At 63.3% G+C, this 14,940-nt stretch carries 17 protein-coding genes; 11 read left to right on the forward strand and 6 right to left on the reverse strand.

Translation table 11 applies throughout. The annotated features are described in order from the left end of the window. Window positions 1-159: 159 nt before the first annotated feature. Window positions 160-738, forward strand: coding sequence for a superoxide dismutase (gene sodB / locus R2N11_RS05385; RefSeq protein WP_199028419.1), 579 nt, complete (start codon window positions 160-162; stop codon window positions 736-738). Between the two features lie 57 nt (window positions 739-795). Here sodB and R2N11_RS05390 read toward each other — a convergent pair whose 3' ends face one another. The 3 genes from R2N11_RS05390 to R2N11_RS05400 form a co-directional block, all read right to left on the reverse strand. Continuing rightward, entirely contained in the window at window positions 796-1,515 is a 720-nt protein-coding gene (locus R2N11_RS05390) for a site-2 protease family protein (protein WP_316680418.1), read from the reverse strand. Window positions 1,516-1,534: 19 nt separating this feature from the next. Further along, window positions 1,535-2,455 carry a DUF2167 domain-containing protein gene (locus tag R2N11_RS05395; protein ID WP_199028407.1) on the reverse strand — a complete coding sequence of 307 codons (921 nt, stop codon included), beginning with the start codon at window positions 2,453-2,455 and terminating at the stop codon, window positions 1,535-1,537. 146 nt (window positions 2,456-2,601) lie between these two features. Further along, complete coding sequence (locus R2N11_RS05400; RefSeq protein WP_316680419.1) at window positions 2,602-3,141, reverse strand: ester cyclase; 540 nt, start codon at window positions 3,139-3,141, stop codon at window positions 2,602-2,604. Window positions 3,142-3,393: 252 nt separating this feature from the next. Between R2N11_RS05400 and R2N11_RS05405 the strand changes: the two genes are divergently transcribed. The 7 genes from R2N11_RS05405 to R2N11_RS05435 all read left to right on the forward strand — a co-directional run bounded on the left by R2N11_RS05405 (window position 3,394) and on the right by R2N11_RS05435 (window position 8,614). Then, complete coding sequence (locus R2N11_RS05405) at window positions 3,394-3,912, forward strand: hypothetical protein (protein ID WP_316680420.1); 519 nt, start codon at window positions 3,394-3,396, stop codon at window positions 3,910-3,912. A 109-nt stretch (window positions 3,913-4,021) separates the two neighbouring features. Next, a complete protein-coding gene (locus R2N11_RS05410; RefSeq protein ID WP_316680421.1) occupies window positions 4,022-4,783 on the forward strand; it encodes an IclR family transcriptional regulator in 762 nt (253 codons plus the stop codon). Between the two features lie 66 nt (window positions 4,784-4,849). Continuing rightward, window positions 4,850-5,605 carry a glutamine ABC transporter substrate-binding protein gene (locus tag R2N11_RS05415; protein ID WP_199028399.1) on the forward strand — a complete coding sequence of 252 codons (756 nt, stop codon included), beginning with the start codon at window positions 4,850-4,852 and terminating at the stop codon, window positions 5,603-5,605. A gap of 18 nt (window positions 5,606-5,623) precedes the next feature. Then, window positions 5,624-6,292 (forward strand): amino acid ABC transporter permease, encoded by a 669-nt coding sequence (locus R2N11_RS05420; RefSeq protein ID WP_048934972.1) that lies wholly within the window; start codon window positions 5,624-5,626, stop codon window positions 6,290-6,292. Further along, window positions 6,289-7,089 (forward strand): amino acid ABC transporter ATP-binding protein, encoded by an 801-nt coding sequence (locus R2N11_RS05425; RefSeq protein WP_269848263.1) that lies wholly within the window; start codon window positions 6,289-6,291, stop codon window positions 7,087-7,089. The genes R2N11_RS05420 and R2N11_RS05425 overlap by 4 nt, the downstream gene beginning before the upstream one ends. After that, window positions 7,086-8,033 carry a formimidoylglutamase gene (gene hutG, locus R2N11_RS05430; protein WP_316680422.1) on the forward strand — a complete coding sequence of 316 codons (948 nt, stop codon included), beginning with the start codon at window positions 7,086-7,088 and terminating at the stop codon, window positions 8,031-8,033. Before R2N11_RS05425 ends, hutG begins: the two co-directional genes overlap by 4 nt. Further along, window positions 8,030-8,614: a HutD/Ves family protein gene (locus tag R2N11_RS05435; protein ID WP_199028395.1), complete on the forward strand. Its 585-nt coding sequence runs from the start codon at window positions 8,030-8,032 to the stop codon at window positions 8,612-8,614. Before hutG ends, R2N11_RS05435 begins: the two co-directional genes overlap by 4 nt. Before the next feature lie 93 nt (window positions 8,615-8,707). Here the strand turns inward: R2N11_RS05435 and R2N11_RS05440 are convergent, their stop codons facing one another. Further along, complete coding sequence (locus R2N11_RS05440) at window positions 8,708-8,992, reverse strand: HU family DNA-binding protein (protein ID WP_003272088.1); 285 nt, start codon at window positions 8,990-8,992, stop codon at window positions 8,708-8,710. Window positions 8,993-9,304: 312 nt separating this feature from the next. Between R2N11_RS05440 and R2N11_RS05445 the strand changes: the two genes are divergently transcribed. Then, window positions 9,305-10,057: an oxidoreductase gene (locus tag R2N11_RS05445; RefSeq protein ID WP_316680423.1), complete on the forward strand. Its 753-nt coding sequence runs from the start codon at window positions 9,305-9,307 to the stop codon at window positions 10,055-10,057. Window positions 10,058-10,094: 37 nt separating this feature from the next. Here the strand turns inward: R2N11_RS05445 and R2N11_RS05450 are convergent, their stop codons facing one another. Further along, the gene (locus R2N11_RS05450; RefSeq protein ID WP_199028391.1) at window positions 10,095-11,435 is read right to left on the reverse strand and encodes an MFS transporter; all 1,341 of its coding nucleotides are present in this window, start codon (window positions 11,433-11,435) and stop codon (window positions 10,095-10,097) included. 190 nt (window positions 11,436-11,625) lie between these two features. On the opposite strand from R2N11_RS05450, the gene R2N11_RS05455 reads away from it, so the two are divergent. Together R2N11_RS05455 and R2N11_RS05460 are read left to right on the forward strand one after the other, a co-directional pair. Continuing rightward, the gene (locus R2N11_RS05455) at window positions 11,626-11,946 is read left to right on the forward strand and encodes a hypothetical protein (RefSeq protein ID WP_316680424.1); all 321 of its coding nucleotides are present in this window, start codon (window positions 11,626-11,628) and stop codon (window positions 11,944-11,946) included. A 196-nt stretch (window positions 11,947-12,142) separates the two neighbouring features. Then, window positions 12,143-13,543: a GntP family permease gene (locus tag R2N11_RS05460; protein WP_199028387.1), complete on the forward strand. Its 1,401-nt coding sequence runs from the start codon at window positions 12,143-12,145 to the stop codon at window positions 13,541-13,543. Window positions 13,544-14,146: 603 nt separating this feature from the next. Here R2N11_RS05460 and R2N11_RS05465 read toward each other — a convergent pair. Further along, window positions 14,147-14,914, reverse strand: coding sequence for a TSUP family transporter (locus R2N11_RS05465; RefSeq protein WP_316680425.1), 768 nt, complete (start codon window positions 14,912-14,914; stop codon window positions 14,147-14,149). Window positions 14,915-14,940 lie beyond the last annotated feature (26 nt).

The following is a 14,940-nucleotide window of genomic DNA, read 5'->3' on the forward strand; positions in this document are numbered from 1 at the left end:
CGGCGCATGTCCACATAACGGTCATTGCTGCGATTCCGCACGTGTTTCGCGGGTATTCCGAGTATTTGGCACGCTGTTTGCGCCGGTTTTGCAACTCTCCTACAATCGTCGCTCCCGACTCACGCAACCCCGCACACAACCCACAGAAGGGAAAAACACATGGCCCACACGCTCCCCCCGCTGCCGTACGCACTCGACGCCCTGGCGCCGACCATCTCCAAGGAAACCCTGGAGTTCCACTACGGTAAGCACCACCAAACCTACGTCACGAACCTGAACAACCTGATCCCGGGTACCGAGTTCGAGAACCTGAGCCTGGAAGACATCGTCAAGAAGTCCTCGGGCGGCATCTTCAACAACGCCGCACAGGTGTGGAACCACACGTTCTACTGGAACGGCCTGAAGCCGAACGGCGGCGGCGCTCCGACCGGTGCCCTGGCTGACGCCATCAACGCCAAGTGGGGCAGCTTCGACAAGTTCAAGGAAGAGTTCACGAAGACGGCCGTTGGCACCTTCGGTTCGGGCTGGGCCTGGCTGGTGAAGAAGGCTGACGGCTCGCTGGACCTGGTGTCCACCTCGAACGCCGCTACGCCGCTGACCACCGATGCCAAGCCGCTGCTGACCTGCGACGTGTGGGAACACGCCTACTACATCGACTACCGCAACGCTCGTCCGAAGTACGTCGAGGCGTTCTGGAGCCTGGTCAACTGGGACTTCGTCGCCGCGAACTTCGCCTAAAGCGAAACCAAGCAAGCACAGTACCAAGAAAAAACCTCCGCATTTGCGGAGGTTTTTTTATGCGCGCACGCTGCCCAGCATGTCGTGCAGCTCGTGACTCATCATCGCCAGGAAGACGACCAGGCCGATGTAGTACACCGTGTAGGTCAGGCGCGACTCGTTGGAGATGCTGTAGTACGCGCGGTTTTCCGGCGCGTCCGGATCGTAGCGCCATGCCTTCATCAACTGCGGCACGGCCAGCACGGCGATCAGGATCAGGATCGGGCTCGGTCGCCACATGAACAGCGCCACCAGCACTGGCACCCCCAGAAACCAGATGCGCGGCGACAGCACCGCCGTGATGCGCCCGCCGTCAAACGGCGACATCGGGATCAGGTTGAACAGGTTCAGGAAGCAGCCGGCGTAGGCCAAGGCGAGCAGCAACTGGCTATCGGTATAGCGCGCGAGACCGTAGCAGAGCATTGCCCCGACTGTGCCCGCGACGGGGCCTGCCAGGCCGATGTAGGCCTCGGTCTCGACATCCATCGGTTGCTTTTTGAGGTCGATCCACGCGCCCACGAACGGGATGAAGGTGGGCGCGCCCACTGCCAGCCCGCGCTGGCGTGCCGCCATGAAATGCCCCATCTCGTGGATGAACAGCAGCACCACGAAACCCACCGCATAGCGCCAGCCGAACGCAAAGGCATACACCACCACCGACAGCAGCATCGTGCCGCCGGTGGTCAGCAGCTTGCCGAACTTGAGCCCCGAGAACAGCAGGATCAGCAGCTTGGCCATGATGTCCGTGCTCGCCTGATCAGGCGCTCGGCTTGCGCTTGAAGAACTTGGCAATCGCTGCGCCAAAGCCCGCCACGGCCAGGATCGCCACCTTGGCAAACTTGGCCAGGAAAGCGGCAATCACGGCAAACAGGCCGAGCTTCTTGGCGGCGATGCCACCGACCAGCGCAGCCAGGCCGTACTCGGCCACCTTGTCTGTCTTGGCGTTGAAGTCGGTGTAGCGCTTGCCGTCCTTGAAGTCGAGGTCGGCCAGCAGCTTCTGCACGGCGGGCTTGTCGGCGGCCACGTGGTCGCTTGCGGTGATCAGGTTCAGGCTGATGTAGCCGTCGCGGCCCAGTGCGTAGGTGTTGTAGTTGACCGATTCCGGCTCGTTGGCGGGCTGGCCCTTGGAGCGCGCGGCCATCGACCAGATCAGGCGGTGCGTGGCGGCGTCATAGTGCGGGCGCTCAACCCAGCCCTGGATCTCCAGCGCGGGGATGCCACGCTTCTCGCGCTCTTCGTTGGCGGCAGCGGTGCCTTCCTTGAGCGACTTGAACAGGTCGTCGACGTTCCAGTCTTTGGCGTCGTCGTCCTTGATATAGCCCGACGCCTCGTACTCGGCGATCACCATCCAGTCGCTCTCTTCGTCGGTGGGCATGACCAGGCCGAGCAAGTCCTGGCTGTTGCCGTTGCCCATGGCGTGCATGAGCTGGCCGGCGGCCGGCTGCGGGATGAAGACTTCGTTCGCGCCGATCTTGAGCGTGGCCTGGTCACGCAGTGCAACCGACGTGGGCCCCGCCTTTGCACTGGCCTTGGCGGCAGCCCAGGCCTGCTTGATTTCCTGTTCCGGATTGCTGGCCTGTTGCGCGTGGGCAGCCGTGGCGCTCATCAACCCCATGACCGACATGCAGGCAAGTGCGCCTGCCCAGGCGCGCAGTGCGCCCTGAAACCCCATTCCCATGTGCTTCTCCTGAAGACGTTTTGTTGTATTCGCTGGCTCGTTTCTTCTATCGCTCTGGCAGCCGCTAAGCGGCTTGCAAGCTGGGGCGAAGCATAGCGGGAGTGGGGTGCAAGCTTGTTAAAGGGCGTTAATAGATTCGTGCGAATTCAGGGCTGCAATCCCATCTGCCCAAGCAGCGTCTGGTTGTCTTCCAGGTGCCAGTTTTCTGCGATCTTGCCGTCGGCCACGCGGTACAAATCGAATGCCTGGAAGTCGATTGGCTGGTTCTGTCCGTGCGTGTGCCCGAACTCGCCGGTGAAATGTCCGCGAAAGCGCAGATGCACGGCTACACGGTTGCCGGCCACAACCATGTCTTCGATTTCCACACGCATGTCGGGTACAGCGGCGCGGAAGGCCTTGGAAGCGTCAAGCGGGCCTTGCGGACCTTGCACGCGCCCTGCCGGCAGCGTGCGGTCGGCAAAGTCGGTCGACAGCGCCTGCGTGGCATAGCGCGCATCGCCGGTATGCCAGAAGGTGGCGTAGCGGCGCGCCGCCAGCACGGCGGCGGCAACCTGCGGTGTGTCCGGGGCAGCCAGATGTTGCGGGCGGACCAGCTCGTCGTCTGCGGCGAATGCCGGTAGCGCGGCAAGCAGCGCCAGCGCGGTGGTGGCCAGCAGGGCGGGGCGGAGGACGGGGTGAGTGGGCATGGAAAGCTCCGGTGGGTTGAGATGCGCCGCACTGTAGGCTTCTATCCGGAGGCGATAAACGGGTTGTGAGTCGATCTGGTTTCAACTCGCATTTGATGATCGACGCGTGCGTCGGTCCATCCTGCAAATGCAATGCCGCGCACGTGATAGTCGGTATGCCGCGCCTGACCGCGTTCAAACGGTCCGCGCTGCGCCGCGTTTTTCTAGACTGACCCTTCATCGAACAGACACATAAAAAAAGGGAGGGGAACGATGGACCTGAGCCATATCCTGTCGCGCACCGAGCGCGGCACGCAGGAGCTGCAGACGCGCAGTGGGCATGTCACGCATCGCCAGCGCGCGATCCTGCTGCTGGTCAACGGCGAGCGGTCCGCCGCGGAGATCCTGGCGCAGTTGAGCAGCGCTGGCCCGGACATGGAAGATCTCATGCGCTTGGCTGCCGACGGCTACGTGGTCGGGCGTGCGCCCGTTAAGGTGGCACCGAAGCCCAAGGCGCCGCCCAAGCCGGTGGTCACCACGCAGGTGGCAACGCGCCATGTGCGGCAGGCCTCGATTGCCGACTGGCGCCTGAGCCAGGCGGGTGCGTTCTCGGCGTTGCAGCGCTACCTTGCCGAGGGGCCGGAAGCGCCGCTCGATTTTCTCAACGGCCTGGCCGCGCCCTTGTACGCTGCGCTGGCCACGTGCCGCAGCGAGGCATCCGCCCACGCTGTCGTCGCGTTCCTGGAAGCACGCTTGGACGAAGACCGTTGGAATGTGACCGAGACGTCCTAGGTGTAAGTACTGAATTTGCGTGATTTTCTCATCCAACGGGAATTGCGTGTTGATGATTTGAGAAAACCGTCGCATTCTCCGTTGCATTCCACGCCACGGAGCTTTTGCGATGGCCGAGCCCGGTTCCACACAACTTGCAGCACAACCCACCGCCGGTGCGGACCGTGTGCTGATGGTGCTCGCCACCATCGCACGCTACGGCCGGCCGGTCGCGGCGCGTGAACTGGTTGAGCTGACCGGCCTGCCGCAGAGCACGCTGTACCGCCAAGTGGCGATGCTCAAGCGCTGGGGCTTCGTGCTCGAATCGTCCGGCACCTACGCGCCGGGTCCGATCAGTCTGCAGCTCGCGCTTGGCTTCGACCACGCGTCGCACCTCGTGCAGGAAGCGCGCATCGGCATGGCCAAGCTCGTCGCTGAGTCGGGCGAATCGGTCGGGCTGGTGGTGGCCGTCAAGGACCAGGCTGTCTGTCTGGAAATGGTCGAGAGCCAGCAGTCGCTGCGCTGCTCGTTCGAGAAGGGGCGCGGTGTGCCACTGCTGGCCGGCGCCTCGGCAAAATCGTTGCTCGCGTTCATGCCGCCGACAGCGGCGCGCGCCATCCTCGCTGACTTGCTGGCCATCGATACGGACCAGCAAGCGCAACTGCAAACCGAACTTACCGACATTCGCGCCGCGGGCTACGCGCTGTCCGAAGGTGAAGTCGACCCCGGCGTCTGGGGCGTGAGTGCACCGGTGTTCCGGATGCCCGGCCACGCGCTCGGCTCCATTACGTTGATGGCGCCTGCCACGCGTGTGCGCGGCAAGGAGCAGCGCCTGATCGACATGACCGTTGCTGCCGCTGCGTCCATTTCGGCGCGGCTGCAGGACAGTTGAATCTTCGAATTCTTCAAGTCGCCCGAATTGTTTTTTCCACCCCACATGCACATTAGGAGACCACTCATGGGGAATCGCCGTCGTTTTATGCTGGCTTGTGCCGTGGCGTTGTCCGCTGCGGCGTCCTTCGCTACTGCTGCGCACGCTGCGGGCGAACCGCTGCGCGTGGCCACCGATGCCACCTTCGCGCCGATGGAGTTTGTCGAGAACGGCAAGCGCACCGGCTTTGATGTGGACCTGATCGAGGCGCTGGCCCGCACCATGGGCCGACCGGTCGAGTGGACCGACATCGACTTCAAGGGCCTCGTGCCGGGCCTGATCTCGCGCCGCTTCGACGTGGCCATCTCGGGCATCTACATCACCGAGGAGCGCAAGAAGGTCGTGGACTTCACGGTGCCGTACTACCACGGTGGTCTGGTTGCACTGGTCAAGCAGGGCAACACGACGGTCAAGACGCCGGCCGACCTGAACGGCAAGAAGGTGAGCGTGCAGGTGGGCACCAAGTCGGTCAACTACCTGCGCGAGAACTACCCGAAGGTCGATCGCGTGGAAGTCGAGAAGAACAACGAGATGTTCAACCTGGTCGAGATCGGCCGCGCTGACGCTGCGGTCACGGGCCGCCCGGCTGCCGCGTACTACGTCAAGGCACGCCCGGGCCTGCGCATCGTCGAGCCGGCGCTGACGACCGAGGAATACGGCATCGCCGTGCGTCGCGATCAGCCTGAACTCACCAAGGCGCTGAATGCTGCGCTGGAGAAGATCAAGGCCGACGGCACGTACGACCAGATCCTCAAGAAGTGGTTTGGCGCTGCTGCCAAGTAACGACAAACGGACACGCTGATGGAATTGGATTTTTCTCCTGTCTGGGCGGGATGGACCGACATCCTCCACGGTGCGCTGGTCACTGTGGAGGTGACGGCTGTCGCGTTGATGCTCGGCTGTGTGCTGGGCCTGCTGGTCGGCATCGGTCGGCTGAACCCGCGCCGGCGTTTTGTCTACGGCATCTGCACGGTGTACGTGACGTTCATCCGTGGCACACCGCTGCTGGTGCAGCTCTTCCTGCTGTTCTTCGGGCTGCCGCAGTTCGACATCCTGCTGCCGGCCTTCGTGTGCGGCGTGCTGGGGCTGGGCGTGTATTCGGGCGCCTATGTGTCGGAAATCGTGCGCGGTGCGATCCAGTCGGTCGATCGTGGGCAGATGGAAGCGGCGCGCTCGATCGGCATGTCGTCGGCGCAGTCGATGCGCGCCATCATCCTGCCGCAGGCCGTAGTGCGGATGATCCCGCCGCTGGGCAACGAGTTCATTGCACTGATCAAGAACTCGGCGCTGGTGTCGCTGCTGACCATTCACGACCTGATGCACGAAGGGCAGAAGATCATCAGCGTGTCGTACCGCTCGCTGGAGGTGTACCTGGCGATTGCACTGGTGTATCTGGTGCTCACCAGCGCCGCGAGCTATTTGCTGCATCGGCTTGAACGCAACATCCGTGCGGGAGGCATGGTGCAATGAACATGGCAAACGCAAATCCGCAAACGCTCAAATCCGCACTGGATGTGCCGATGATCCAGATCCGCGGCCTGACCAAATCGTACGGCGATCACACCGTGCTCAAGGGCATCGACTTCGAGGTCGACGCCTCGCAGGTGGTGGTGGTGATCGGCCCAAGCGGCTCGGGCAAGAGCACCTTCCTGCGCTGCTGCAACGGGCTGGAAGTGCCCGAAGGCGGCACCATCGACATCTGCGGCAAGCGGCTGATCGACAACGGCACGATGCTGCCCGAGAACGACCTGAACCACCTGCGCCAGCAGGTCGGCATGGTGTTCCAGTCGTTCAACCTGTTTCCGCACCTTTCGGTGCTGCACAACGTCACCATCGGCCCGCGCATGCTGCGCAACAAGTCGAAGAGCGAAGCAGAAGCCGAAGCGCGCGAGCTGCTGCAGAAGGTGGGCCTGGCACACAAGGCTGATGCGATGCCAGCGAGCCTCTCCGGTGGCCAGAAGCAGCGTGTGGCGATTGCCCGTGCGCTGGCGATGCGGCCGAAGGTGATGCTGTTTGATGAGCCGACGTCTGCACTGGACCCGGAACTCGTCGGCGAGGTGTTGCAGGTGATGAAGCTGCTCGCCAAGGAAGGCATGACGATGCTGGTCGTCACGCACGAGATGGGCTTTGCGCGAGAAGTGGCCGACGTGGTGGTGGTGATGGATGGTGGCGGCATCGTCGAGGCCGGACCGCCGTCGGTCATCTTTGGCGAGCCCAAGGAAGCGCGTACGCGATCGTTCCTGCAAGCGGTGCTCACGCGTTCATGACCATGATGTTCGATGCTTCCATCTGGCAGGGTCGCCAGGACAGCGGCGAGCGCGGCGACGTGACGCGCCTGTTCCAGATCGCACAGCCTGCCGGTGCGATGAACTTGTCGGGCGTGGCTGCCGTGCTCGGCTTTGCCTGCGATGCAGGCGTGGTGCGCAATCACGGGCGCGCCGGTGCGGCGCAGGGGCCGCGCGAGATTCGCCGCGCGCTGGCCAATGTGCCGGCACACGGCCTCGCGCGCCTGGCCGATGCCGGTGATGTGACCTGCGACGACGGCGATCTCGAACGCGCGCAGACCGCGCTCGGTGAGGCCGTCTCCGGCCTGCTCGATGCCGGCGCGCGTCCGGTGGTGCTGGGTGGTGGCCACGAGGTTGCGTTTGGCACGTACCAGGGCCTGCGCAAGCATTGGCAGCAACAGGGCTGGCGCGGGCGCCTGGCCATCGTCAACTTTGATGCGCATTTCGATCTGCGCACGAGCCGCCCTGGCAACTCCGGCACGCCGTTCGACCAGATTGCTGAAGACTGTGCAGCGCACGGTATCGACCTGACGTATTGCTGTCTGGGCGTGAGCCGCTTGTCCAACACGCCTGCACTGTTCGATCGTGCCGATGCGCTGCATGCGCACTATGCGGAAGACACCGACGTGCAGGAGCGCCACCTCGACGCGCGCATGGCCGATCTGGATACGTGGCTGGCCGATGTCGATCACGTCTACTTGACCATCGACATGGACGTGCTGGCCGCCGCAGTCGCACCCGGTGTGTCCGCGCCCGCCGCATATGGCATCACGCTGCCAGTGCTCGAAGCGCTCGTGCAGCATGTGTGCGCCACGGGCAAGGTGCGCGTAGCGGACATCGCCGAGACCAACCCTGAATACGACCAGGACCGCCGCACCGTGCGTGTGGCAGCGCGCCTGGCGTATCACCTGCTGCGCCGCCAATGAAGCTGATTCCTGCAGACGCAATGCGCCGCATGCCGTGGAAGAACGGCGGCGGCGTCACCACCGAAATCGCCATCGCACCCGAAGGTGCCACGCTCGACAACTTCGACTGGCGCATCAGCACTGCGCAGGTCGATGCTGCAGGGCCGTTCTCGCGTTTTACCGGGTTTGACCGCTCGCTGGCTGTGATCGCGGGTGGTCGGCTGACGATGCACCGCGCAGACGGCAACGTCATCTCGCTCGCACCGGGCGAGGCCCCCGTGCGCTTTCCGGGCGAAGTGGACATTCACGCGACAGTGGATGCGCCGTTGTCAGACTTCAACGTGATGACGCGCCGCGACACCTGGGTGCATCACGCCGAGCCGATCACGCTGGCCGCCGGTGAACGCCGGTCGCTGCCGACTACGCGCGCACGCATGCAGTGGGTGGTCTATTGCGTGCATGGCGCGCTGTCGCTCGATGGCGCGGATGTGTCGCTGTCGCAAGGTGCGGCGGTGTGGTTGGATGCGCCGTCGGGCAACGATACGCTGGTCGCGCGAGTTGGGTCAGTCGGCTATCTGGTGGCGCTCTGGCCAGTCGCCTGATCTTTTCGCTCAGGCAAAAAGCAGGCAAAAGAAAAGGGACCCAACAGGGTCCCTTGCAAGTCTCCCGGCCCCGTAGAGCGCGGCAGAAGACTCTTACTTCTTCTTGTTCACGGCGTCCTTGAAGCCCTTGCCAGCCGTGAACTTCACGGTCTTGGTTGCCGGGATCTTGATGGCTTCGCCGGTGCGCGGGTTGCGGCCGGTGCGTGCAGCACGCTTGCCCGACGAGAACGAACCGAAGCCAACCAGCGTGATGGTGCCGCCCTTGGCGACGGTCTTCTTGATGTTTTCCAGCGCGGAGTTCAGCGCGCGCTCGGCGGCGGCGTTGCTCAGTTCTGCGTCTTTTGCAATGGCGGCTACGAGTTCGGATTTGGTCGTCATGTCAGTTCCCCACATCAGGTTTGTTGGACAGCGTTGTACTGCGACCCGTTTTATATCACCGTTGCGCAGGGTTGCACATCCCCTCCCTGCAAGGCTTTGCGGGCCGTTGCTCGTAACCGACACTTGTCCCGTCTACGTTTGCGGGGCGGGCATACGGGAAACACCTGATATCGACGGGGTTTGTTTGCATTTCCGTCAGCCTTGCTCGCACCCGGAATGCACCGAAAGCGCGCAAGCCCGGCACCGGAAATTGGTGCGAAAGCCGCCGTACACTGTGTATTCGCAGCCCATGCAAACCTTATGGAGAACATCATGTCGAGTTCGCAAACGCCTGTCGCACAAGGCTTCGCGGGCGATGGCGATGCCGCCGAACAGCCACGCGGACCAGCCGTGCTTGTCGCTGGCGCCAACGGATTGGTGGGCCGCGCGGTGGTGCGCCGCTTGGTCGCCCAGACCTGGGCCGGTAGCGTAACGGCGTTGGTGCGCCGCCAAGGGGCCTTGACAGCAGGGCAGGCAATGCCCGGCAGGTTGCGTGAACGCGTGGTCGATTTCGATCGGTTGGATGCACCCGAAGCGCGCGCCGCCTTGGCTGCAAATATCGTGATTTGCGCGCTGGGCACGACCATTCGGCAGGCCGGTTCGCAGGCGGCATTCCGGCGCGTTGATGTTGAGTATCCGGCGGAACTGGCGCGGCGCGCGTTCGCAGCCGGGGCGCATCATTTCTTGCTGGTCAGCGCGCTGGGCGCCGATGTGCGCTCGGGTGTTTTTTACAATCGGTGCAAGGGTGAGGTGGAAGCGGACATCCTGTCGATCGGCTTTCCATCGGTCACGATCGTGCGGCCATCGCTGTTGCTCGGCAAGCGCAGTGAATTCCGCTTCGGCGAACGCATTGCGCAAAATCTGTCGCACGCAATCGGATGGATGGTGCCGACCGTGTGGCGGCCCGTGCCGGCGGAGTCGGTGGCGGCGGCGCTGGTGAGCGCCGCACGTGTGGATGCACCCGGCGTGCGTGTGTTGGAGAACGGCGCATTGCTGGCCGCAAAAGACGAACGGCCGGTGGGTTGAGCCACCGGCCGTTGCCGAGTCGAGTGATTTCCGTTGCTTACTTCTCGATTGGCTTGCCTGTGCGATCGTGCATCAGCGACAGTGCACACACGCTGATGATGGCCGCGACCATCACGTAATACGACGGCGCCAGCTTGCTGCCCGTGCTGGCGATCAACCACGTCACGATCAGCGGAGCAAAGCCGCCGAAGATCGTCACCGCCAGGTTGTAGGAAATGGATAGGCCGGTGGAGCGCACCGCCGTCGGGAACTGCTCGGCCAGCACGGCCGGCGCCGGGCCCGTGAACGCCGCCAACAGCACACCCAGGATCACCTGCACCTGCAGCAGTGTCTGCACGGTCGGGTTGACGTTCAGCCAGTGGAAGAGCGGATACGCAGCGGCAGCGATGATGAGTGCCACCGTGCCCAGCATGCGCTTGCGCCCGATGCGGTCAGACAGCGTACCCATGATCGGGCACAGCACGAAGATGATCGCGCCGCACAGTGCCGTCGACTGGAACGTTGCACCCAGCGGCAGGCCGAGTTGCTGCTTGGCGTACGTCGGCATGTAGAACACCAGCGTGTACGTGCAGACCGTCCAGAGGATGGTCACCCCCAGGCCGCCGAGCACTTCACGCGGATGGTCGCGCAGCACCTGCGAGAGCGGCGCGAGGCGCGACTCCTTCGCGGCCTTGGTCTTCTGCTCTTCAAATGCGGGCGGCTCGTGCAGGTGCGAACGGATGTACATGCCGACCGGGCCGATCAGCAGGCCGAACAAGAACGGAATGCGCCAGCCCCAGGCGTCGATCTGCTCGGGCGACAGGCCGTTGGTGACGATCGCACCCATGGCTGCACCGAGGATGAACGAAATGCCCTGGCTTGCCTGCTGCCAGCTGGCGAAGTAGCCGCGGCGCTCGTCCGGCGAATACTCGATCAGGAAGGCCGTGGCACCGCCGACTTCACCGCCGGCAGAGAAGCCCTGGATGAGCCGTGCGATCACGATCAGAATCGGCGCGCCGATGCCGATTTGCGAATACGTCGGTGCCAGCCCGATGATGGCTGTGCCCAGCGCCATCAGCATGATGGTGAGCGTGAGCGCTGCCTTGCGACCCACGCGGTCGGCGTAGACGCCGAGCACCACGGCGCCGACCGGCCGCATGAAGAAGCCCACGCCAAACGTGGCGACCGTCAGCATGAACGAGGTGAAGTCATTGCCGGTGGGAAAGAACAGCCTGGCGATGATGACGGCAAAGAAGCTGTAGACCGTGAAGTCGAACCACTCGAGGCCGTTGCCGATGGTGGCGGCAATGATGGCCTTGCGTCGGGTAGCTGCGGAGATGGCCTGGGCCGGTGCACGATTGCCCTGGGCGGGCGCAGTCGTGGCTTCGGTGGCTTGCATGGATGTGTCCTCCAATATATGTGTGGATATCGTCCGCCGCGCTTTCTCCCCCGAGCTCCCCCGCGCAGCAGCGAAGCGGCCATGGTAAGTGATTCAGCAGCGATTGGCAGCGCCAGTATCAGAAGTCCTTGGAATCGAATGGGCCAAACGCTGTCCAATGCATATGCACATGCATCTGACGGAGCACATCATGGACCCGACATCGCAACGCGCCCGGCTGAGTGCCATCCTGCCCGGTGCGCTGGCCGTGTGCGCAGCGGCCCTGCTGAGCGGCTGCGTGGTCGCGCCGTACTACGACGCCTATGGCAATCCGATTGCCCCGGCGGCGGTTGCGCCGGTACCGGTCGCCTCATACCCGGCCTACCCGGCCTACCCGTACGACCCTTACTACTACTATGGTCCTGCGTTCTATCCAGCCCCCGTGTTTGGCAGCGTGTGGATTGGCGGCGGCGGATGCTGGGGCTGCCGCGGCCGGGGCTGGGGACGTGGCGGCTGGGGCCATCGTCACTGATCTGTCACATCTGTCTCACGAAGACGCACGTCTGGCGCGGCGCAACGCCAGTTCTGCCGACAGTTCAATACGCGTGATTGCGTAACGGAATCTGCTGCATTGCGACATACAATCCTTCGCTCCCAAGAACCTGTTTCCGGTGTCGTTTGCTGCGGATCGGGCAGGTTCAAAAAAGAAGAATGCGAGGAGATTGTTCATGTCCGTCATCATCGTGCTGGCTGCGCTGGCATTTCTGATGTTCGCCGCATACCGTGGCTATAGCGTCATCCTGTTTGCACCGCTGGCCGCCTTGGGCGCGGTGCTCCTGACGGACCCTTCGGCCGTGGCACCGGTGTTCTCCGGCATCTTCATGGAGAAGATGGTCGGCTTCGTCAAACTGTATTTCCCGGTGTTCCTGCTCGGCGCCGTGTTCGGCAAGGTGATCGAGCTGTCTGGCTTTTCGCGCTCGATCGTGGCGTCGGTCATCCGCGTGGTGGGTGCCAAGCGTGCGATGCTGTCCATCGTGCTGGTTTGTGCGCTGCTGACGTACGGTGGTGTATCGCTGTTCGTTGTGGTGTTTGCGGTGTACCCGTTTGCGGCGGAGATGTTCCGCCAGGGCAATATCCCCAAGCGCTTGATCCCGGGCACGATCGCGCTGGGCGCGTTCTCGTTCACGATGGATTCACTGCCGGGCACGCCGCAGATCCAGAACATCATCCCGACCACGTTTTTCCACACGACCTCGTGGGCCGCGCCGTGGCTCGGCACGATCGGTGCGCTGTTCATCATCGTGGTGGGCATGGCCTATCTGGAGTGGCGCCGCCGCGTAGCACTGCGCAACGGCCACGGTTATGACCATGGCCTCACCAAGCTGGTGAACGAGCCGGAAACGGCCGAAACCGGCACGCTGGCGCATCCGCTGATTGCGCTGTCGCCGCTGGTGCTGGTGGGCGTGATGAACCTGCTGTTCACGCGCTGGATTCCGACGTGGTACGGCAAGGTCGTCACCGTTGCGCTGCCGGGCCTGCCCAAGCCGCTGACGGTCGAGGCTGACAAGCTGACCGCGATCTGGGCCGTGGAGGCCGCATTGCTGATCGGCATCATCGTGGTGTTGGTATTCGGCTTCCGCGCCGTAAAGGGCCGCTTTGCAGAAGGCAGCAAGTCGGCCGTGTCCGGCGCGCTGCTGGCTGCAATGAACACGGCATCGGAATACGGCTTTGGGGGCGTGATTGCAGCGCTGCCGGGCTTCCTGGTGCTGGCCGATGGGCTGCGCGCGATTCCGAACCCGCTCGTCAACGAAGCGGTGACGGTGAGCACGCTGGCGGGTATCACTGGGTCTGCGTCGGGCGGCATGAGCATTGCACTGGCGGCGATGGCGGATCAGTTCGTGCAGGCTGCGCAGGCGACGGGCATTCCGATGGAGGTACTGCACCGCGTGGCGGCGATGGCCTCGGGTGGCATGGACACGCTGCCGCATAACGGCGCCGTCATCACGCTGCTGGCCGTGACCGGGCTTACGCACCGCGAGGCGTATCGCGATGTGTTTTGCGTCACGATCATCAAGACGCTGGCTGTGTTCTTCGTGATTGCTGTGTTTTACGCGACGGGTATTGTTTGATTGGTTTGGTGTGAGTTCTGGTGCAGCAGGGAATGGGCCTTTGTGGTGCGTTCCCTATTTTTTTGGTGGGTGGTGCATCTCTTGTTTCATCCCCTGCCGGGGCTGACTCACTTTTCTTTGTCTTGCCAAAGAAAAGTAAGCAAAAGAAAGGCGCGCCCGAGATGGCGACCCCCTCCTTGGATTTTTGTCGCGGGGAGGGAGAGGAGGCAAACTCGCTTCGCTCAGACAGCCTCCTCTCTTTATCCTCCCCGCAACAAAAATCCAAGGCGCCATCAAGGGCCTAACGTCAAAAGAAAAAGGCCAACCCCTCGCGAGGTTGGCCTTTGTCGTTCTGGCTGGCATCCAGATGGTTTGTCTTTTTGCCTTTGACTTTCCCTGCCCTATGCGGCGCCTTGAATTTTTGTGAGCGGGCGGAAAAAGGAAGGAGGCTTGTTTGAGCGTAGCGAGTTTGCCTCCTTCCCCGCACGGTCACGGAAATTCAAGGAGTCTTTCGCCGCATCGGGCGCGCCTTTCTTTGCTTACTTTCTTTGGCAAGACAAAGAAAGTGAGTCGGTCCCGGCAGGGAACGAAAGGGAGGTGGACCACCCAGTCCCAAATCAAGGCTCAAGCACGCACAAACAACCAAACCGTCAACACAACCCCAACCACCACCACGAAGCCACGCAGCACCTTCTCTGGCAGCCGGTGAACCAGCCACGCACCGGCAAACCCGCCTGCGATGCCGCCGATGCCCAGGGCCAGCACCGCCAGCCAGTTCACCTGCGGCGAGAAGGCAAACACCGCCACCGCAGACGCGTTCATCGTCATGGCGAGCACGTTCTTGGTGGCCACCGCCATGCGTACCTGCTGTCCTGCTACGGTGAGTGCCGCCAGCATCAGAAACCCGATCCCGCCGCCGAAGTAGCCGCCGTAGATGGCAATCGCAAACTGGATCGTCGCCAACGTCGTGCTCGACAGGCCGGTGGCGGCATGCAGCGGCTTGCGCCGGAAGCTTCCCCACGCAAACACGCTGGTGGCAAACAGCACGAGGTACGGCACCAGCTTGGCGAAGAATGACGGCGGCGTCGCCAGCAGCAACAGCGCGCCGAGTACGCCGCCAATCAGGCTGATGATGATGAGCGTCTTGAGCGAGAGGTGGTGCTCGCCGGCATCCACGCCACCAGCCAGTTTGCGCCCGGCTACCGACGTGGTGATCTGGCTGGGGAACAGCGCGATCGTCGAGGTCATGTTGGCGGCCAGCGGGTTGAGCCCCGCCAACAGCAACGCCGGAAATGTGATGAACGATCCGCCGCCGGCTATGGCATTCTGCGCACCGGCATAGACGCCGGCCGCTGCAACGAGCAGGGCGGTGGAGAGCGAAAGCGTGGACATGAGCGGGGAGGCGAGCGATCGAATGG

Source organism: Ralstonia flaminis (assembly GCF_958415495.1).
Lineage (GTDB): Bacteria > Pseudomonadota > Gammaproteobacteria > Burkholderiales > Burkholderiaceae > Ralstonia > Ralstonia flaminis.